Raw genomic sequence first — 21,096 nt, 5'->3', positions numbered from 1 at the left:
CCCGCAATGCAAAGGCGGCCGGGACGGCCGCCCCCCGTCGAACCCCTCTTCAAGAGTGAGAGGGGTGGGCGCCGGTTCGCCGACGTTCGCTCTGCCTTAACTAGACGTCGGTATCGAAGACTCGCACTTGGCGCCAGGTGGGCTTGTTGGCTTCGATGAACTTAATGTGCCGCTCGTGAACCTGATAGGCATCGTGAGCCGCACGATCGGCGAAAATGACGTGCAAACCGACGTCGAACATCCGGTCATTCACGGGCCTGTCGAGATCGGCCACCGTCCCACAGCCGAAATACGTGACGCCCTTGTGGTCGGTCAGGTATTTGCGGCACTCTGCCAGCAAATGTTCGATATTGGCGGGCGTGGGATCCTTGAGCATGAAATAGACGTTGTGTACGAGCAAAGCAGTGTTCTCCTGCCGAGGGGTTTAAGTGATTGAATTCGTTCTGCTGTTTATTTCGCGGTTTGCGAAGGAAGGTCCTTGAGGCCAATCGGATGCCCATCCAGTTGCCAGGCAGGATCGATTGTCACGCCCAAATGCGTTAGCGCCGTGACCGGAACATCGACGAGATAAGTGTCTTGGTTGAGCGGCCCTCGCTTCGCATCGGGTCCGCTGACGATGACGAAGCTGTTGCGAATCTCGGGGACATTATGTCCGCCGCCGTGGCCGGTTCCTTTGCCGCCGTGATCGGCCGTGACCAGGACGAGCCAATCCTCTTTGTCGAAGGTCTTCCGTCCCTTCATCGCATCGACGACCTGACCGACATACTTGTCAGCATTCTCGATCGCTTGGATGTACTGCGGAACCGTAGGATGAAACCCGTACTGATGACCGGTCTCGTCGACCTGACCAATGTACAAGAACAGCACTGTGGGATCGGCTTCGGAGAGAATCTTGACGGCCGATTTGGTGGCCATCTCGTCGGCGCGGATATAGTCCTTGCCGACCGGCGGATAAAGCTGACGAATGTCCGCCGCACTGACGATATGCGTCTGAATCGGAATCCAACTGACGATCGATACCGTGTACGCGTCGGGCTGCTTTTCTTTAAGATGCGCGAAGAAGTGCGGGTACTGTTCGTAATGCTTAACCTTGAAGTCGTTATCCATCACGCCATGCTTGTCGGCCCACACTCCGGTCAGAATGCTCGACCAGCCAGGGCCGCTGATCGTATCGTTGCCGGTGAAGCGGTCGCCCAGAATCTGGCAATCGGGATCGTAGCATCCTTCGGCCATCAGGCGGTCCAGGTTGGGCGCGTTGGCAGCCTCGATCGAATCGAATCGGCAACCATCGATGCCGATGAACAGCAGTTTTTTAACCTTTGCCTCGTCAGCCGCGGCGAAGCTCGCGAGCGCCATCACGACGACGAAACAGGCGAACACGCTGGATCGAAGTGGTGACGGACGCATTTCAGACGTTCCTTGAGGGCAGGCGGGCGGGAGAGAGGTCTGGCCGAAATCGGCCGGTCGAAACCAGCGATTCGTGACCCTCCGCACGATAAATGGGGCCGAGAGCGAAATCAAGGTGCGCAGTTGCTGACGCGCACGGATGCCGAAACTGTCGCCTCTACCGGCTGAACAGCGGTTACGCGCCCGGGCCCGTTGAGTCTTCCATTCCCTCGATATACCGCCGCAGCCGTTCGACCTCGTCTTCGACGTGCCGGAGCCGGAGCATGATTTCGACGCGCTTGAGCAACTCGAGCTTATTGACCGGCTTGCTGAGAAAATCGTCGGTCCCGGCGTTGACGGCCCGTTCGATATCGCCGAGTTCGTTCAGCGCGGTCACCATGAGGATCATGATTCCCTTGGTTTCTGGATTCCCCTTGAGCTGCTTGCATACCTCGAAGCCACTCAGCTTGGGCATCATAATGTCGAGCAAGATCAGATCCGGCTTGAACGAGGCCACTTTCTCCAGCGTATCGCGGCCGTCGACCGCGATGGCCAGGTCGCAGTTCAGGCCGGCCAGATAGACCTCGAGCAGCTCGACGTTCGTGGCGTTATCGTCGGCGACCAGGATGCGGCTTTTTCGCGGTGCGGACATCGGACTGGGTTTCCCTTTCCCTGCGGAGCGAATGCGGCCAACGAGAGAACGTCTGCCACGACGATGCGATTATAGCGATGCGGGGCGGACCGCGAGAATGGCCCCGATGCGCACACCGGTGAAGAAGCTGAAGCGGCACCACGTGAAGGGCACCGTCAACGGCCCATGATCGTATTCGAATTCAACGAATACGCATCATACCTTGGCGCGATTTCGACAATCGCGCTGACCTGGTATGCGTGCAGCGCATGTCGCATTGTCCGCAGCAATACGGGACCCTAGGCCAGCAGGCCGGGGACCACTTCGGCTTTGACCAGTTCCCGCGGCTGATTGAGATGGTTGTAGACGATCGTCGCCGGATCGATGCCGACCGAGTGATAGATCGTCGCCAACAGCTCGCCCGGATGAACGGGGTTTTCCAAGGGGCCGCTGCCGGTACCGTCGCTCTTGCCGTGGACGTAACCGCGCTTGATGCCGGCTCCGGCCATGCAGGCCGTGTAGCAGTACGGCCAGTGGTCGCGGCCGTCGTCGCTATTGGTATTGCCCGAAGTGCTGACGCCGCGTTTGGGGCTGCGGCCGAACTCGCCGATGGCCAGCACCAGCGTGTCGTTCAGCATGCCGCGTTCATCCAGATCGGCGATCAGCGCCGACAGGCCACCATCGAGCATGGGGGCGCACTGGTTCTTCATTCGGCCCGAGAGTCCGACGTGTACGTCAAACGAATGGTTGTCGCTGTTGGCCACCTTCGGCCAGTTGACCTCGACGACACGCGTGCCGGCCTCGACCAGGCGGCGGGCCAGGAGCAGGCTCTGGCCGAACGTGTTGTTGCCGTATTGCTCGCGGGTCGCCGCGGTTTCACGGCTCAGATCGAAGGCATCTCGCGCACGACCCGAGATCACCAGGCTCAGCGCCTTGTCGTAATATTCGTCCAGATCGTAACGAGCCGTGGCCCGCTCGATGGCCGGCATGCCGCCAGCGATCACGTCGCGCAGCTTAGCACGTCGCTCTAAACGAGCCGACGAGACTTCCGGCCGCAATTGCAGATCGTCGACCTTAATGCGCGACATCTTGGCCATGTCCATGTCGTCGCCGGTCGGATACAGATAATACGGATCGTAGGCGCGGCCCAGGAATCCTGCGGTGCCGGCCTTGCCCACGACGTTGCTCTCCTGCAGCGGTCGCGGCATCATCACGAACGGCAGCATCGGCACCGTGGTCGGCTTGAGCCGGACGATGTTCGAGCCGAAGTTCGGAAAATCTTTCGGGCTCGGCGGCTCTAACTGCCCCGAAGCACTGACGCGATCGGTCGTATAGCCGGTCAGCATCTGATAGATCGCGGCCGTGTGATTGAACAACCCGTTCGGCGTGTAACTCACCGAGCGGATCAATGTCAGCTTGTCCGTGATCTGCGCCAGCTTGGGCATCAGCTCCGTAACTTGCAGCCCGGGCGTCTTGGTATCGATGGGGTTGAAAACGCTTCTGACGTTATCGGGAACGTTCGGCTTGGGATCCCACAGGTCGAGATGGCTTGGCCCACCCTGCAAGAAGATCATGATGACGCTTTTGGCTTTGCCCCAACCCAGTCCACCAGCAGTGGCCGATGCTTCAGCGGCTGTGGCGCTCTGACGGCGGAACACGTCGGCCAGCGAAAGGCCAAGCATGGCCGATCCGCCAACGCGCAGCAGCTCGCGACGATTAACTCCGTCGCAGGTATCCTTGCCAGCCATTCCGGGGATTACGAGCATCGCCGACTCCTCCCGATCGAATAGTTCAGGTGTGCGGGCACGAGACGCGCTTGGGGTGGGCGGTGGCCCGCAGGCCAACCGCGCGCGAGGTCACAGGCATGAACAGGCAGTATAGCGCCCCGCGAAATGCAGTGTCAACTACGAGAAACCAGGAAACCTAGGCGGCCACAAGACTTACGCCGTATTTACCAGGATTCGATCGGCAGCGCGTGCTCGGTTACGAAAGCCTCGAGCTCCGGGCGGGTAAAAACACTCTCGGTGGCGCTGATCGAGCGGACGCAACTGGCTCCCAACGCACTGGCCCAGGCCAGGCAGCCACGCACATCGCAGCCGGCCAATAGCGCCGCGATGTAACCGGCGTCGAAGGCGTCGCCGGCGCCGGTCCCGCCGACGTAAGTGACCGGATAGGTTCCGGCATGCAGCCGTTCGGACTCCGAAACCAAAACGGTCCCTTCGCCGCCGCAGGTGATTACGACCGTACGGGCGCCGGCTTCCTGAAAACGTTGCGCCTGGGCGCGCGGATCCTTCAGACCCGTGATCGCGGCGGCTTCGTCGGTATTAGGAAGGAAAACGTCGGTCTCCTTCAGTACCGGCGCCAGTTGCGCCCAATGGTCCCCCGGCCCGGGAAGCACGATATCGAGAACCGTCGTCACGCCCCACCGCCTGGCCTGTCGGAAGACTTCGGCCAGTTCCTCGGGCAGGAGCGCCGGCATCAGCAGGTAACCACCGACGTAAAGGATTTTCGAAGCCCGCACCTTTTCGAGAGGGATATCCGCGGCGGTGAATCGCGCATTGGCCCCCAGGGTATGAACGAAGCGTCGGTCTTGCCCCTGTACGTTAACGATCAACGTTCCGGACGTCCCTACCCCGGTGAGCTGGCGAAGACAGTTCGTCTCGACGCCGGCAGCCGTCAGGGTTTCGCTGATGAATTGACCGAACACGTCATGGCCGACCGAGCCAACGACGGCCACTTTGACGCCGACGCGGGCCAGATCGACGGCCGCGTTCGACGCACAACCGCCGATCGAAAGAGTCAGCCCATCGGTCAGCACCAGTTCGCCCGCCGCGGGGGCATGATCGATCGGTGCGCAGCCGTGATCGGCCACTAAGATGCCTACGCTCAAGCAATCAATGCTCATCTCGAATCCGCAAATGGCAAGAGACAGAATTCGGCTTTCGGCTGCCCGCTCTCGATTCGAAAGCGGTGGCGCCGATCTTAAAGAAGAGCCCGCCGGCTGTCGATTGGCCGGCCGTGGTGAACAAAAAAACCTTGGCCCGGATGATGTGAATCACCCGAGCCAAGGCCGTCCTTCTGGCTTGGCGATAGCCAGAATTTGCATAGGAACTGCCGGATTGGGGCCAAGGGTGCCCCACCAAGCCGGCAGCTATCAAATGAAGATGTAGCCTTCTTCGTTGTGCTGCGTGATGTCGAGCCCTTGTTGCTCTTCATCGCGCGAGACACGCAGACCCATGGTCAGGTCGAGAACCTTCAAGAGCACGACGGTCACGACAATGGCCAAGGCCCAGGTTCCCAGGACCGAGATGACCTGGGCTTTTAGGATCGGACCACCTTCGAGCAGGCCCAGCGGCTTGTGGGTGCCGGCGACGTCCTGCGCGGCCCGGGTGGCAAAGACACCGGTCAGGATGGCGCCCAAAGTTCCGCCGACACCGTGGACGCCGAAAACGTCCAAGGAATCGTCATAGCCGATCTTTTGCTTGAGCACAGTGCTCGCATAGGAACAGACCACGCCGGCAATCGCGCCCATAGTCAAGGCCGCCATGGGCGTCACATAGCCCGAGGCCGGCGTAATGCAGACGAGGCCAGCGACGGCACCCGAGGCGGCGCCCAATAGCGTCGGTTTGCCGTGTCGCAACCAGTCCATGAAGGTCCAGGCCAGGCATGCAGCCGCGGCCGAGAAATGGGTGGTGCAGAAGGCGCTGGCGGCAATGCCGTCGGCAGCCAACGCACTACCGGCGTTGAATCCAAACCACCCTACCCACAGCAGGGCTGCGCCGATCAACGTGTAGGTCAGGTTGTGCGGCGGCATCGGTTCGGTCGGATACCCTACGCGCTTGCCGAGGACGATACAGGCCGCGAGCGCCGAAATACCCGAGCTGATGTGCACGACCGTGCCACCGGCAAAGTCCAGTGCACCGCCGGCAATGGCATGCTCGGAATTGTACGCAAAATATCCACCGCCCCAGACCCAATGACAGAGCGGGCAATAGACCAGGAAATCCCACAATACGACGAAGACCACGAGCGTGCTGAATTTCATACGCTCGGCAATGGCACCCACGATCAGGCCCGGGGTGATGATGAAGAACATCCCCTGGAACAGCATGTGCGTCAGGTAGGGAATCGTCAGCATCGGGAACATGGGGGTCGACTGCCCCGTGCTGTCGTTCCATACGCCGCTAACCCCGTTCATGAAGAACATTTTGGTGTCGCCGATCAGTGGGTTCGTTCCGCTGAAGCAGAGCGAATAACAGAACAGCGCCCACAGCACCGTGTTCATCCCCATCAGGAAGAAGCATTGCATGAACACGTTGACAACGTTCTTTTTGCGGACCAAACCGCCGTAGAACATCGCCAGGCCCGGCGCGGTCATCATCAGCACCAGGGCCGACGAGACGAGAATCCAGGCATTGTCCGCTTTGTCGAGCGCAGGCTGCACGGGAGTTTCCCCGGCGGCTTCGGCCTCGACCTCTTTCTCCTTGGCGATCTCGGCCGCCTCCTGGGCCGACGCATACTTCGTGAACTCGCCAAGCAGTAGCGCTGCCAACACGGCAGCACAGCCAAAAACCAACAGTCGTTTCATAATCCAGCCTCGCTAGAAGGACGTTTTGCCCGGAACAGCAAAGCGAATCGATCGGGTGTCCAGGCTGCACCACGCGATCGCTATTTCCAAACGCACTCGAACCCTGCCGTCGCCATCCGTGCGACGCTCTGCGCCATCAGATCGCCGCACGATCGGCAGTTTGCGGACTATCCCCTTGGTGGGATGCCCGCGAAGCTCAGAAACTGAGCAATAGGAAACACACGTCGGGCGCGGACGAGGCGCTACCGCTCGTGAAAGTTCCCGTGAATCCGCCTTCGATTCGCGGTCTCCTGCCCGAACCGTGAATCTTCGACGTCGCCGAAAAGCACACGCCATGCCAAAGGTATTTTGGGTAATCTGCCGTGTTCAGAAGGTGTTAGGGCATTGCGGGTTACGAAGCATCCATGCTGGCACGTCCTACTTCGGCTGCCCTCGAGGATGCGAGTGCTCGCAGCAGTTCGTGCCCAGACCTGAGGCAACAGGCGCCGCGCCGTGCATCACCATTAGGCCGTCCGGCGAAAGACGGTGTTTGGCGGTCGAATCCGCAGCCGGAACTGGCGTTGACCCGGTTGTGATCGTTCGCTACCGTCTCGCCCCTGGGGGCGTCCGCCTTTCCGGCAGGACGCATCGGGCGAAGGGACTCGTGTAGCCCGGAGGGACCCGACATGAGCAGGATGCTCTGGTCCGTATTTGGCGTCGCCGCCGTGGCGACGTTTCTTGCCGCTCCCCAGCTTTCGGCCGAGCCACCGGCAACTTCTGCCGGCGCATCTTCGGCATCTGCCACGACCGATACGCCTCGCGTCGCGCGGCTGGTGCGCGAGCTGGGGGCCGATGCCTTTGCCGTGCGAACCCAGGCCAGCGAAGAACTCGCCAAGCTCGGCGCCACAGCTCGGGCCGAGATCGTGGCCGCGACTCACAGTGACGATCCCGAGGTCCGCCTGCGTGCCAAGGACCTGTTGCGGGCGATCACGGTTAGCGACCTGTGGTCCGCCGGGCGCTTCAACTGCCCCGAGCCCCCGACCGCGGCCGCCGACATCCTGAAACTGCTTTCCGACCAAACCGGCAATCACGTGCTGATTGGCGATCAGTTCGGCACATTCACTGACGGCGTCGTTCGGCTCGATTTTGCCGCGGCCGATTACTGGCAAGTCCTCGACGAAGTTTGCCGCCAGACCTCGAACCACTGCCGCGCGCATTACGACAGTCGCCGGCCAGGGGTCGTTGTCGTGGCCGGCGCGCCGGGTCGCCAGCCGCTGGCCTACGCCGGTCCGGTGCGCGGCCGGATCACCAGCGCCCGTCGCGCCTTCACCGAAGAGGTGAGCTACGAGGACATTCGCTCGGAGAAGACGCACACCTTCCAACTGAATCTGGAAATGACCTGGGAAGATCGCTTCAAGCTTGTCGCGTATCGGGCCCAGGCCGACGTGTGCGAAGCCACGACCGAGGCCGGACTGCGCCTGACCGCGGCGCAACCGAGCAGCAGCGGCTGGAACGTCGCCGGCGCCGGCACGCGGCAACTGACGATGAACCTGCGACTGAATCCGCCGCCGGCCACGGCCCACGAGCTCGACACGCTGCGGCTGACCTGGGGTTTGATCGCCGTCGGCGACATGGTGAACCTGGACGTCGATAACCTGTCCTCGCGCGAGCCGCGCTTTCAGGACGACGTCGAGCTGGTCGTCGACAGTTATCAGCCAGCCACGGGCGGCCGCTTCGACCTGGTCGTCACGGTGCGCCGCGATCTGAACCTGCCCGAGCCGCAGGAGATTCTTTTCCAAGAGCACGAACTGGAACTATTGGACGCGGCCGGCCAGCCGTTGCGCAAGCTCGGTCAGACCGGCACACTGGCCGACCACGGCGCGATGTTGAAAGCGTCATTCCAGGCCGATGCGGAGAATCAGACGCCGCAAAAACTGCGCTTCACCTATCCACGTCTGCGCAGCCAGCGCGACCTGGAAATCGTCTTCCGCCACGTGCCACTACCGACCGGCCGGCCGGAGTGAGCGCCGGCTTCTGCACTTCCCCACGATTCTCCTGTGCTTCGGTGTGGTCGGTGGCTAAGCCTCTTCGTTTCGTAGCCAGCCCCGAGAGCGCCGCGTTCACCTCAGGGGGCGTAGGAATTTCGAGTTTTTCGAGCGCGCTTTCGTGAACGGATTTCACCCGGCGGACGGCCTATAACACCAGCCGATGTAAGACTTTGCGCGGCGGCGATTTTTTCAATTAGTGGAATTAATCAACCTGAAAAAAGGGGGGTTGCGCGCACATCATATTGGGCAATATGCAAGTGCGGGAATGGGCCTTTGCGCGAGACGAGATGCAAGCCCGAGCGAATCAACGAATGAGCGCCGCCGCGAGATTACGCGTCGAGAGAGCGGCGGAGCTTTAGCGCGGCCAGACGCAGCAGCGCAATCTGCAACCGATGTTCGAACTTCCGGCGCTCGGGTCCGACCTTGAGACGACCGCGGAAGATGTCGCGCAGCCGCTCGACGTGGCGGCGATGCCTACGCGGCGCGAGAATGTGCATCTTCTTCAGCCGCATCCCCTCGGCGATGCGCTCGGTGCGACGCACTCGTTTGCGAAACGCTGCATCCCGTTCGAGCGCCTTCGAGATGGCGCTGGGGACGCAACCAATCATCTTGGCCGCGCGACTGCGCGTCAGCCCGGCGTCGATCAGGTCGCAAAACACTTCCTGCTTATATGCGGTCAGCTTCAGCGGTCGCCCTCGACCACGCCGCGCCGCTGTCGGTTTTCCCGTCGCAGGCGTTTGCTTCGTGAGTGACGGCGCGGCAGTGTCACGTTGCTGGTCAGGCAGGGCCTGATCGTGCATTTTCGACCGAGGCCCACCCAGATCCAAGGAGGAAGCGTCTTGCTCGTCGTCCTGCGTCGCGTCAGCAGCAGGCGGTTCGTCGATGCTGCAGCCACTCGCGCGGGTTTTGCCACTGCGAGAATCACCGCCGTGCGATTCTTTGGCACGCGCTTGTTCAGCCTCGGCTTCTTGCCGCTTGAGGATCACAACAAACTGTTTGAGTTGAGCGATGACCGCCCGTTTCTGCGCCGGAGTTCCTGAGCGGGCTTTTTTGCCGAGTTTGCGCAGCAGAGCATTGAATCGCTTTTCGCCGAGCGAGATAGCCTGTGCTGTGACGCGGCGCGGACTGGCGAGCGCCGTGCTGCTCGTTCGCGTGCGACCGAGCGGCACTAGTTTCTGTCGCGCGCCAGAGGACAGCACGACTTTTTTAGGCTTGCGACGCGGCGGCGCTGCTGTTGTTGACGGGCGGCGAACTGCCGCGGCCTTCTTTGGCGTGCCGCGCTGCACGGAGCCCTTCTGCGTATCGCGCCGAACCGTGCTCTTTGGGTTCTTCGGCGCGCGGCTACGTTCGACGGCGTTCTCTTTCGTGCGGACCTGCCGCGTCCCTGCTTGTTTCGCGGCGCCGCGCGGCGTAACGCTGCGTGCCTTCTTACTTTGCCCTGCTGCGACGTTGTTCTGCGCTGCCGAGGCCTTCTTTGTGCGACTTGGCGGCGCGGTTTTCTTCGTCGTGCCGGCCGGCGGCGCCGCTTTCTTTCGCGTGCTCGGCGGTGCCGTACGTTTTTTGGCGCCGTGCGGCGGGGGGTTCTTTGTGTGTTTTTTTGTGCCGAACGGCACAGTGTTCTTTTTCGTGCCCGGCGGCACGGTGTCTTTTTTCGTGCCGAACCGCACGGCGCCTTTCTTCGTGCCCGCCGGCATGGCGCTTTCCTTCTTGCTAGGCCGCCGGGGTTTTATTGTGGGACGTGTTCGCACGGCCCCCTTTTTCGTGCCGGCTTCCTGCGCCGCGCGCGGCGAACTGTTGCCGAGGCGCCCCATGCTCCCTCGCACCGTCGAGCTAGTGACCAAAATGCGCAGCGGCAGCGACCAAATGCACGTCGAACGAGCCAAAACACGTCCGACAGCCCCGCACCAGCGGCCGAAGCGCAAACGGCCAGAACCTACGATTCCCTATTCCCGGCGCGCATTCTACCGAACCGAGTGGCCTGATTTCGAGGCAAATTCTCTCACGTCGTTGGGATAGTCGAGGCGGGGAAGCGTTTTCCATGTGGGGGGTGCCTGATGAGCATGATTTCGTCTAACGAACTAAAAAGGATTGCATTGTGTTCTTAAATTTGGAATATTTATGTCAATGGATTTAATGTCGTAGCCGGGGACGACGCGGACTAGCCAATCCTCTGGAGGGCACATCGATGTCAGAACTGTTCCCGTTTGCTGTCGAGCATCTACTTTCTGAGGCGGAAGCAAAAAAGGTAACTGAACCACATTGGGGAGACCTATCGAGCGTTTGGGTTTCTGCGATTACCGAATGGCACTCGTTCTCTGAGGAACATCGGGCACGGTTGTCCTCGACCCCGTTCGTACCGCCGATCGTCGTTTTTGGGTTCGCGCAATCATTCGCGCGAGAGAAGTTCTCGAATCGTGATGACGATGGAATCATCCTTTGCGAAGGGCTCGGCGTCTTCGCGTTCTACATCGAACGCAAAGTTTTGATACGCTTCAACGCGCTCGCGCGCGATCACATAGTGCGCCAAGGTTATCAGTCAAGCGACCGAAAGGAGTTGTACTTTCGGCAGGAGCCGATCGACGGCCTGAATAACGACGCAACACGCTTGACTGCTGGGTATTTGATGAATGAAGCGAAGACGGACCTTGCCTCAGTTGCAATTTCTTGCCAAGTTGGCGAAAACCTCGTCTATACGTTTCCGATCGACGGTAGCAATGATTCTTTGTTACCGCTTCCAACACCACAGACATCACCCTCACCAGCAAGTGCAGCGAAGCCGCTTCGCAAACGAAAGCCACGATAAATGCCAAGCCGCTTCAACCCAGAAATGCTCGTCATAGCGCGTGGAGCACGAGGGTTGTCGCAATCGGACGTTGCCTCGGGCATGAAATGGTCCCAAGGAAAGGCGTCGAAGGTCGAGCATGGGTTGATTGATCTTTCGCAAGGCGAGGTGACCCGACTTTCTGACTTGTTACGTTTTCCAGCGGACCTGTTTTACCAGTACGACGCCATTCGTGGTTTTGGGACTTGCTGCCTCTATCACCGCAAGCGAACGACGACACCGATCCGCGCGTTGAATCAGTTGCATGACTCAATCAACGTTTGGCGAATTCAGATTCGTCGGCTTCTTGCAGGTGTGAGTTTGCCGAATGAGGTGAACTTCCCGTGCATGGACATCGACGAATTTAAGGAACCAGAGGTCGTAGCGCAAATGCTACGTGCGGCGTGGGCGCTTCCGCGAGGACCGATAAAAAACCTTGCCAATATTGTCGAGGCGGCGGGCGGAATTATTTTCGACGTGAACTTGAATACGCCGAAAATTGACGCCGTAAGTCAACGTGCCGTAGGAATGCCGCCAATCTTCTTTCTCGACCCGACAAAGCCGGCTGACCGCTGTCGGTTCACCCTTGCGCACGAGATTGGACACATTGTGATGCATCGGACTCCCAGCCCCAACGCTGAGGCCGAAGCAGACAGATTTGCCGCGGAATTCCTGATGCCTGCGCGCGATATTGAACGCGATCTCAGGAACCTAACCATTCCAAAGGCTGCGACATTGAAGCTTCAATGGCGAGTCGCGATGCAAGCGGTCATCCGGCGAGCACGTGACCTTGGAGCGATTTCGAACAGCGCGTACCAGTCGCTGTGCGTCCGCATTAGTCAGCTCGGTTACCGCAAAAACGAGCCGAACCCCATCCAGCCAGAATTTCCCACGGCACTTCGCCAACTCATCAATGTGTATCTCGATTCCCGAGGCTACTCCGTCGCCGAATTAAGCGAGACCATGCTTTGCCGCGAGGATGAATTTCGAGAGTTGTATTTGCACGATGGCCCAATCAATCAGCTCCGGGTCATTAAGTAAGAGGTTCGCAGTGTCGAAGTCCGCCGCTGTAAACGTTCGCCACCCGTCGGGCATTCCAGATTTTTACGGCTCCGACGTGGTGGAGGTTCTTCGAAAGCCATGTCGACATGAACGATGTGGGTTCGACTACTCGGCGATTCCTCGACGGCGTCGCAAGCTTTAAGACCGTCGAACGCGTGTATCTGCTTGAACCTAGTTGAAGGTGAAATTCCCTGCACGTTACTGCTCTATCGCGAATAGAAGACACCAAAGGTTATTGCCTCTCTTACTTAATCTGACGTGCCTGCTGAACTACATTTAGCTATCCTCCGGGAGGTACGAACCACAACTTCGCGAGAACTTCGAACGTGGCAAAGCGCAATCCAGAAACGACTGCGAGAAATCGCATTATTGAATCAATGAAACTGGAACTGCGCGCTCTGCTGCCAAAAGTCCTGAAAGACACTGGCTATAAGGACGAGGCGTCCCTCAACGCAACGATCGGCAGCAAGCACGATGATTTCTTTGATCTAAAGCACGATGTGATCCCCAGTAGCGAGCAATTTGTGACGCACTGGCTTAAAGGTTTTAACGTACGTGCTAGATTCCGTTCCAGTTGCAGTGTAATGAATACGCACCTCAAGAAGTCGATCGCATTCAAGAAGTATCTTCTGATATTCCTAAGACGCTCGTATCTCAAGCACTATGGCGAACTGGCAAGGCTTCGGCCTCACGTTAGCGAAGCTATTCTGTGGATTGGCCAAGAAAACGCAAGCTATGGCATAGCGATTACTCCCCGATTCACCGATGGGGAGTGGGAAAACGACAAAAGTGAAATCCGTGCATTCAAGTACGGCTACTGGACGATCGGACACGTCATGTCCACCGGGTTAGTAATTCCAGGCAAGGACAAGACGCTGCACTTCGCCGACATCGACCAATACCTGATCTTCTTCACCGATACGCTCGTACGAAATTCGGGCTCCGGGCATGAGTACGAAATCGCTGAACTTTACGCACAATTCGTTAAACGACAGGTTGACCCGTATGCCGTTCCGCTCCTGATTCCAGAATACCGATACGGTGGCCTGAAGAAAAAGCATCGGTACCGGCTGGACTTCCTCATCATCAATCCCTACACACTCGACAAGTTCGGCTTTGAGCTTTCCCCGTGGTCAACGCACGGGTACTTGCGTAAGACCAAGAGTTTGACTCAGGCGCAGATTAACGATATGGCGAAGAATAATTTTGAGAACGAGATGGAGAGACATCGTGAATTCTTTCAAAAGAAACATATCTATACCGTCATTTATACGGATCGAAATCTGAGGAATAAGAAAAGGCTTTTCGAGACGGCGTTCGTCCCCCTACTGCAACCCGAGAGGCCAAAAGACTATCTTTCCTTTAAGGCGATGGAGGAGTACTTCCACTAAAGACATCGCACGCCTGAGCGTTCTACGCCATGTCGCCACTTGCGTGGCTACGGCGGTACATTCGCGCGCTATTGTGTCCGTGGGCTCGCGCCGCACGGCTACATTCTTTCGCCCCTGCCGGGGCTTGTTGCTTGATGGACCACGTCTCGAGCACTTTTTGCTTTGCTTGCGTTATTCTCGCGCGGATTGCTGAGTGCTTGGCCCCCTCATCCTGACCTCTCCCCCGCGGGGGAGAGGGGTATTCGATGCGGCTTGCTCGTGCGGCGGAGAGGGTTTAAGCGGGACCGTTCTTTCTCCTGACCGGGCGTTGTTCGGTACGGCTTTCATCTCTGTGGCGGCGAAGGCTCTGCTGCGCTTGTTCTTTTGCGGTGGCCACGGAGCGGCTTTGCTTTAAGAGGTCGCCGCGGCCCTTGGGTTATCGCCGGGTGAGTCGTTCGCGCAGTTCTTTGTCGTGGGTGTAGTCGGCGGGTTGTAGGCCGCGGTGGTTTTTGATCGTCGGGTCGGCGCCGTGGCGCAGCAGGATGTCGACGATCTGTTGGGCTGCGGTTTGCTTGCCGGCGGTGCTGGGGGCGCCGCTGGTGGTTACGGCGCGATGCAAGGGCGTTGAGCCTGTGCGGCGGCAGGCCTGGTTCACCGCGGCGCCGTGCGCGAGCAGCGTCTCGACCGCGGCAGCGTTGCGGAACCGTACCGCGTGATGCAAGGCCGTGACGCCGTTTTTGTCGGTGGCATTGACGTCGGCGCCCGCCTTCAGCAGTGCTTCGATCTCATGACATTGAACGACCGCATCGGGATCGCGTCGCGAGCAAACGGCCGAGAGCGGTGTGATGGTCATGGCATGCCCACAATGGTCGGAGTTCATTTAAGTCGTCGACGAGAACAAGGCGGACGATTATTCCAGAATTGTAAGCATTTTCGATTCTTGCATCCTAAAGTGGTCGGCAGTTGCCCGCGTTTGACCCTCTTGCAATTCCGGTTTATCGTGAATTGTTCGATGGCGACGTATCGCCCACGCGATGTACTCCCCATTTCTCAGAGCACGCTACTGAAAGCTGATTCTTCACCGGTTGCGAAGCAAGATCCTCTCGGGGGATTCGTGGTTTTCGCAAACCGTCTCGTGACAGCCCGACGCCGATCCCGCTGATGTCGGAATCGCGCCATCGGCGGCGACGTTACCCGCGATCCAGATTCCAGCCGGCACGCAGTCGCTGCTATTCGTGCCGGTCGTCCCTGACGGCCGGATTTCTGGATTGCGGCTGCTGCGGCACACCTCGATATCGATCCTTGCTAACACTCTCAAGACGAAGCTAATGAATACCTGTAAAGCGATCCGTTTCGTGCTCTTAACGCTCCTTTCGTTCGGTATGTGCCCTGCTGTTCGCGCCGCTAATTTCTATACGATCGGCAATGCGACGGGACCGGAATTCAGTGTGAGCGGCGTCTCGCTGGACGGATCAACCGTCATCGGAGACCAACTCTTTACCGGGCAGGCTTATCGCTGGACCGCGGCGGGCGGGGCCACGCTGATCGGCGCGGGTTCCGCTGACGGTGTCTCGGGCGATGGCTCGGTGATCGTCGGTAAGGCAAACAATCTTCCCGTCCTGTGGACCCAGGCCACGGGATTTCAACCTCTGAGCAACACGCCAGGGGGCGCCTGGGATATTTCGGCGGACGGCAAGACGGTCGTCGGATATTTTGATCTCGCGCCGCAGAACCCGGACCACGACTACGAACCCTTTCGCTGGACATCTACCGGCGGCTTTACAAGTCTCGTCCCGCCCGACCCCAACAGCAACCTGATGGCTACGCACGTGTCGGGGGATGGTTCGGTGATTTTGGGTTCGCCGCTGTATGCGGGCGTACCGAGCTTCCGCTGGACGGAAAGCACAGGCGCCGTCAACCTGGGATCATTCGCTGGTGGACCAATGACGCCGACGAACGTCAGCGCCGACGGCAACGTGATCGTCGGCAGCATCGACACGCAATACGGGCAGGCATTTCGCCTCACTTCGAGCGGTCCAAGTCTGCTGGGCAAAATGCCCGGACAGACTGGCGGTAGCGTCGCGTATGCGACTTCGGCCGACGGGTCAGTCATTGTTGGTTCTGCGGGCGGACCGACCGGCGGCGCCGACGCATTCATCTGGAACGCCGCCGACGGAACGCGCGAGCTACGCAGCGTTCTGATCAACGACTACGGATTGGGCGCGCAACTGGCCAACGTCTATCTTATTGACGCTGTCGGGATTTCGGGCAATGGCGAGGTGATTGCCGGGAACGCATTCATCGGAGGACAGCGGGTGGGCTACGTCGTTGTCCTGCCTGAACCGGCCACGTGGACTATGGCCGCGGCCGCGCTGGTTGTGATCATGTTGTTGGCCCACAAGCGTCGCACGCTTTTTCTGGGGCGGCCGATCGAGAGCACAGAAACGCCGGAGCGGTAAAGTAAAGTCGCGAGTGGAACGGCATCGGTAATAGGCCGACGACGCTCGTGAATCGGTGATGAGTGCGCTTGCCGTGTCGGTCATGTTGGCCCCCTGACGCTGCCCTCTCCTCCGCGGGGAGAGAGGCGTTATTCGAGGCAGCTCATTCTCGCGACCAACGTACGCGTTCCCTGAGCAGACGAAGCCGTTAGGGAACGTGCGCCGTGCGCGACAACTGCTCGGCCGATTATTGCCGCGTCGACGCGCCGTCGCCGGCGGCCTGATCCTCGGGCTGGGGTAAACGGATCAGCGACATCTGATGAGGCTCGCCTGTGGCGTTTTGCACGAGGATCGGCGTGATGTCTTTGGTGAGATTCGAAAGCCCCGCTTCATACACGGGAGTCTGATCGTCGCCGATCGTCCAAGCGGTCCGTTGCGTTTTCTTGTCGACCGAGCCCGTGATGGTTTCCATCTGGTCCGTGCGCACGTTGTGGTAGTTGCCCCGGACGATGCCCTGCGGATTGACGGCCAGCTGGAAAATATCGTCCGATGTCGTCGCGTCCCCTTCGACCACGGCGAACACACCCAGTGGCAACCACTTGCTGTCCGCGGCGGGTTGGGCCGACTGTCCGGCACCAGCGATCTCGCTTGACTGTTGCTCGTATTCCTGGGGTGTAGCCACGGCATCGCCGTTGACATAAATGGCATTCGGCTGGGCGACAACGTTGCCACCGTAGTCATAGGCGACCGGCATCGCGGCGAGCCCGAGTCCGCGGGCTAGTCCGGTGTAGCCCGGGTGTGTGTACAGTGACGCCGATACGACATTCGTCGGCTGCCAGGCATTGGCATATCCGGCGAAACCGGCGGCGGTGTACGGCGCGTATCCAACGGCGCCGGCGCGGAAAGCCTCGCCTTGCGCATCGAATGCTCCGGCCCGTTCGTAATAGGTGCCGGTTCTTCCTGCCGCATAGCCACCGGCGGCGCCGACCCCACCAGCGCCCACACCTGGACGCAAGCCAACTCCCGCGGCTCCCGCGCCGGCACCGGGGCGAAGCCCGATTCCACTTGCAGGTCCGCCCGCGCCTCCCGCGATGCCGCCGGCTCCCGCGCCGGGACGAACCCCGACACCGCCCGCTCCGGCTCCTGGCCTTCCCGCGCCAGCGAAGCCTGCGCTACCGGGCCGATCCGCTCCACTTGCCCCTGCGCCGGGCCGCGCAGCGCCCGCATCTGCTGCGGCGCCGGTCCGTCCGGATCCGCCGCCCGCGCCGGGACGTCCACTGCCCGCGCCTGCTCCCGCGCCGGGCCGTCCGGCGCCTCCACCTTCTGCACCGGGGCGACCAGCGCCACCCGCTCCGCCGCGGCCGCCCGCTCCAGCACCACCGCCGAATCCACCTCCCCCTGCGCCGCCACCAGCTTTTCCCGATGACAGGCCGCCACCGAATCCGCCCCCTCCGTGCTGTGCGCCCCCTGCATGTCCGCCACCGCCACCGCCGCCGCCGCGTTGACCACCGCCACCACCCATTCCGCCGGCGCCGCCACGTCCTCCGCCACCAGCACCGCCTCGTCCGCCGCCTCCGCCACCGCCGCGGGCCATCGCCGGCGTGTCATTCACCGTGAACGAGAGGGCGATCAACCATAGGACGACATACTTTCGATACATGGTGACCCTTCCCGAGTGAGTTTACGAACGTGAACGAAGCGCGGCGGCAGAAACAATTCTCTTGCTACGGTTTGACGCGTGTGACTTTCACCGGCGCTAGATCCGGCACCTCAAGATCATCGAGCGTGCGATCCACGGATTGCCAGGTGAATGTATCGTCGTTGATGCGACGCAAGACATTCGTCTCGGTTAGTGTCCTGCCATCGGGCAAGGTTCCAACGACGTCGAGTACCCAATTGTCGCCGTCGTGCTCCCAGTCGGCTTCGCCCACACCACCGTTGGCCTCGAAGGTCCAGGAATGCACTTCGGCGATTTCGGGATCGACACCGATCATCTGAATGCCAGCGAAGGCGAGCGTCTTTTCCTGAATGGAAAATCGTCCTTGGATGAACTTCTTGTTTCCTTCCCAGGTGTACGTCGTGCGAATCTCGGCTCCTTCGCCGTTCAGCGATTTCCATTCGGCGACGAGCCAGCCTAGATCGTCGATCGTCGCACCAACGAGGTTTGTTTCGCGCAGTTGGGCAATGTGCCATGCTCCTCCCTCGCGCACAAAAAGGGCGCTGTACTGGGCGCTCTTGGCTGGCTCGGCGGGACCACGACGAACGGCAACCTTGCCCTCGGCAACCGCCACATCGGCGGAGAGAAATCGCATTGACTCTCGATGCACTTCCGCTTTGGCATCCGGGGCCTTGGCAAAGAATTCGGCAAAGCTGGCCTCGATCGCCTCGCGGCCATGAACGTTGACGCCGGCATCGTTTTCGTACTCGCCGTCCGCTGTCCAGTTCGCAGCAAACGCTTTGGCGTCACCCGCTTCAAACGCTTTGGTAAACGACTCGAACAACGATTGCAGGGCCCTAAGGTCCTCACTCCGCGGTTCCGGCGCGGCAGGCGTAGGCTTCGCGGGAGCACCGGGCTTTGCTTTGACTTGCGCGTGGGCTGTCGACAGCAATGGCCCGCGTTGGGTCGAGGCGAAGGTTATCGCAACGATCAACAACGTAAACAGCGCGATCCCGTACGCATTCGCTGACCGCATGATATTTCAACCCTGCAGGTGAGATGATTTGATTTGTTCGCGACTTTCATCGAGCGAATGCTGCAACTCTAGTGGTCGGGATACGCGAATGCAATCGTCCTGATCGTGCAAAGCGTCCAATTCGACGACACTTGCACCGCGGACTATAGTTGACCCGCGGCTGAACGGGTTGCGGCGTGTGGTCCGCGCGGGCGTTTGTAGCATCGAGGGATGATGGAGAAAACGCGATGAAACTGCATTGGGCTGATAAATTCGCGGTTGCATTGTCATTAGTTCTCAGCTTGAGTTTTGTCTGCCCATCGGCAGCTGCGCAGGACGGCAAAAAGCCCGAGATCATCCACGACGCCGAGTATTACATCCTTGATGCACAACACGCAGAGAGATGGAGCGCGGAGGACAAGGAACTCGATGCCAAGCTGGCGGCGCTGCGAAAGAAGTTCGGTAGACCGCCCAATATCATTCACGTTATGTGGGACGATACAGCGGTGGGCGAGGTTGGCATTCCCGCCATTCAGAAAGTGCGTGGCTGGGAGACGCCGAACATCAATCGCCTCGCTGCCGAGGGCGCCAACTTCATGAGGATGTACACCGAGCCGTCGTGTACGCCCAGCCGCGCGGCGTGCATGACCGGCCGTCACCCGGTGCGCAATGGCAAATACAACGTGGGTTTTCCCTACGAATACGGAGGCTTGGCCGCCTCGGAGGTCACAACAGCGGAGGTACTCTCGAAAGCGGGGTACGCCACGGCATTCTACGGCAAGTGGCACCTTGGAGACATCGAACAGAGTTACTGCACGAAGCAAGGTTTCGATGAGGCGCTCTGGATGCCTTACAACCAGGCGACGAGTGTGTTTAGCCCGGAGGGGCAGGCAGCAGCGCTATCGCCGGCTGTTATGTTTCCCGAGATGTACCCCAAAGACCCGTACGATCTAGATTCGGGATGGCGCCCGACCGGATATGTCTTTGCCCTAGAGGGAGCGAAGGGGGGACCTGTTCGCGAGTTTGGAAAAGCGCCGCATCACGATGACTATTTAAAGCTTGAAGGCGAGTTTGAAAAACGAACATTGGCGTTTATCCAGAAGAATGCAGCTGCGAAGAAGCCATTTTTTGTCGCTTGGTGGCCTGCCCTAGGTTCGTTCCTGCCCTCGCCCAAGAAGATGACGGCTAACGGCGGAGCGGTGGCGGAGTTACTTGCCCCGCTCGACGTGCGGATTGGCACGTTGATGAGTGAACTGAAAAAACTCGGCATCGCCGAAAACACTCTAATTGTTTTAATGGCCGACAACGGCCCGATGACTCACAACGGTCCCTCTGGAATGATTGAGACCCTCTATCGTGGCGGCAAAGGAGATTTCCTCGAAGGGGGCGTGCGCGTGCCGGCGATGGCCTGGTGGCCGGGCGTGATCGCGCCTGGACAGATCGTCGGCGACATTATTCACGAGACGGACCTGTTCACCACCTTCGCTCATCTCGGAGGCGCGACCGAGAATATTCCCACAGACCGGATCATCGACGGCGTGGACCAGACCGCGCTTCTGCTGAAAGGTGACACATTCAGCCGGCGCGACTATGTCTATATCTACGCCGGCCCTACGCTGGCGGCGACCGTGAAGGGCCGGTACAAGCGCCACTGGATCAGTGACCATCCCGGCTTGACCGGGGCTCCTTTCTACGACCTGTATACCGACCCGCGCGAGATGACCGGCAAGTTGGTGCCGATGCTCCCCGCCTTGGGAATGTTCAACATGATGAAGGCGCGTCACGAGCTGTGGATGGAGAAGTATCCGAATACCGAGGAAGCTCGCGATTGGCCGCTGACCAACGTCGAAAATGCTCGCCCAGAAACCAAGGTCGCCGGCCGGTCCCGAGTGGACGCCGCAAAGCTTCCACTTGATCCGCGGGAGTTTATCAAGGCCCTGAAAGGATGGGAGGGCGCCGAGTTCGATCAAGCTGAGTGAAACTGCCGACGTTCGTGGACTGGGACCCAATAAATCCGACGCCAGGTCGACGATTCGGTCTTTGTGGAGTTCACGTGCGCGACCCGCTATGATGCTGCGGTGTTGAATTCCCTAACCCTCCG

Annotated in this window: 16 protein-coding genes; 6 read left to right on the top strand and 10 right to left on the bottom strand. The window is 60.0% G+C overall.

Features of this window, described 5'->3' with window-relative positions; all coding sequences use genetic code 11:
• Positions 1-100: 100 nt before the first annotated feature.
• From VGN12_18080 to VGN12_18055, 6 genes are all read right to left on the bottom strand, one after another.
• On the bottom strand, positions 101-400 hold the full coding sequence (locus VGN12_18080; protein ID HEY4311363.1) for a Dabb family protein: 300 nt from the start codon (positions 398-400) through the stop codon (positions 101-103).
• A gap of 50 nt (positions 401-450) precedes the next feature.
• A complete protein-coding gene (locus VGN12_18075) occupies positions 451-1,407 on the bottom strand; it encodes an alkaline phosphatase family protein (protein ID HEY4311362.1) in 957 nt (318 codons plus the stop codon).
• Positions 1,408-1,582: 175 nt separating this feature from the next.
• Complete coding sequence (locus VGN12_18070) at positions 1,583-2,038, bottom strand: response regulator (protein HEY4311361.1); 456 nt, start codon at positions 2,036-2,038, stop codon at positions 1,583-1,585.
• Positions 2,039-2,316: 278 nt separating this feature from the next.
• Positions 2,317-3,783, bottom strand: a complete 1,467-nt coding sequence (locus VGN12_18065; GenBank protein ID HEY4311360.1) for a DUF1501 domain-containing protein — start codon at positions 3,781-3,783, stop codon at positions 2,317-2,319.
• Positions 3,784-3,968: 185 nt separating this feature from the next.
• Positions 3,969-4,922, bottom strand: coding sequence for a carbohydrate kinase family protein (locus tag VGN12_18060; protein HEY4311359.1), 954 nt, complete (start codon positions 4,920-4,922; stop codon positions 3,969-3,971).
• Positions 4,923-5,171: 249 nt separating this feature from the next.
• A complete protein-coding gene (locus VGN12_18055) occupies positions 5,172-6,605 on the bottom strand; it encodes an ammonium transporter (GenBank protein ID HEY4311358.1) in 1,434 nt (477 codons plus the stop codon).
• Between the two features lie 665 nt (positions 6,606-7,270).
• On the opposite strand from VGN12_18055, the gene VGN12_18050 reads away from it, so the two are divergent.
• The gene (locus VGN12_18050; protein ID HEY4311357.1) at positions 7,271-8,608 is read left to right on the top strand and encodes a hypothetical protein; all 1,338 of its coding nucleotides are present in this window, start codon (positions 7,271-7,273) and stop codon (positions 8,606-8,608) included.
• Positions 8,609-8,961: 353 nt separating this feature from the next.
• On the opposite strand, the gene VGN12_18045 is transcribed toward VGN12_18050, so the two are convergent.
• On the bottom strand, positions 8,962-10,326 hold the full coding sequence (locus VGN12_18045) for a hypothetical protein (GenBank protein ID HEY4311356.1): 1,365 nt from the start codon (positions 10,324-10,326) through the stop codon (positions 8,962-8,964).
• 491 nt (positions 10,327-10,817) lie between these two features.
• On the opposite strand from VGN12_18045, the gene VGN12_18040 reads away from it, so the two are divergent.
• The 3 genes from VGN12_18040 to VGN12_18030 all read left to right on the top strand — a co-directional run bounded on the left by VGN12_18040 (position 10,818) and on the right by VGN12_18030 (position 13,906).
• Positions 10,818-11,435 (top strand): hypothetical protein, encoded by a 618-nt coding sequence (locus VGN12_18040; protein ID HEY4311355.1) that lies wholly within the window; start codon positions 10,818-10,820, stop codon positions 11,433-11,435.
• The gene (locus tag VGN12_18035; GenBank protein HEY4311354.1) at positions 11,436-12,494 is read left to right on the top strand and encodes an XRE family transcriptional regulator; all 1,059 of its coding nucleotides are present in this window, start codon (positions 11,436-11,438) and stop codon (positions 12,492-12,494) included.
• Between the two features lie 347 nt (positions 12,495-12,841).
• Entirely contained in the window at positions 12,842-13,906 is a 1,065-nt protein-coding gene (locus VGN12_18030; GenBank protein ID HEY4311353.1) for a hypothetical protein, read from the top strand.
• A 415-nt stretch (positions 13,907-14,321) separates the two neighbouring features.
• On the opposite strand, the gene VGN12_18025 is transcribed toward VGN12_18030, so the two are convergent.
• Positions 14,322-14,765, bottom strand: a complete 444-nt coding sequence (locus tag VGN12_18025; protein HEY4311352.1) for an ankyrin repeat domain-containing protein — start codon at positions 14,763-14,765, stop codon at positions 14,322-14,324.
• Between the two features lie 448 nt (positions 14,766-15,213).
• Between VGN12_18025 and VGN12_18020 the strand changes: the two genes are divergently transcribed.
• On the top strand, positions 15,214-16,344 hold the full coding sequence (locus VGN12_18020) for a hypothetical protein (protein ID HEY4311351.1): 1,131 nt from the start codon (positions 15,214-15,216) through the stop codon (positions 16,342-16,344).
• Between the two features lie 226 nt (positions 16,345-16,570).
• Here VGN12_18020 and VGN12_18015 read toward each other — a convergent pair whose 3' ends face one another.
• The gene (locus VGN12_18015; protein ID HEY4311350.1) at positions 16,571-17,983 is read right to left on the bottom strand and encodes a hypothetical protein; all 1,413 of its coding nucleotides are present in this window, start codon (positions 17,981-17,983) and stop codon (positions 16,571-16,573) included.
• 64 nt (positions 17,984-18,047) lie between these two features.
• Positions 18,048-19,016 carry an SgcJ/EcaC family oxidoreductase gene (locus tag VGN12_18010; protein ID HEY4311349.1) on the bottom strand — a complete coding sequence of 323 codons (969 nt, stop codon included), beginning with the start codon at positions 19,014-19,016 and terminating at the stop codon, positions 18,048-18,050.
• Between the two features lie 227 nt (positions 19,017-19,243).
• Here VGN12_18010 and VGN12_18005 point away from each other — a divergent pair, with 227 nt between their 5' ends.
• The gene (locus VGN12_18005; protein HEY4311348.1) at positions 19,244-20,974 is read left to right on the top strand and encodes a sulfatase-like hydrolase/transferase; all 1,731 of its coding nucleotides are present in this window, start codon (positions 19,244-19,246) and stop codon (positions 20,972-20,974) included.
• Positions 20,975-21,096 lie beyond the last annotated feature (122 nt).

The sequence above is a fragment of the Pirellulales bacterium genome (genome assembly GCA_036499395.1).
Classification (GTDB): domain Bacteria; phylum Planctomycetota; class Planctomycetia; order Pirellulales; family JACPPG01; genus JACPPG01.
Note: the sequence above shows the minus strand (reverse complement) of the source record. Positions and strands in the feature narration are given on the sequence as shown.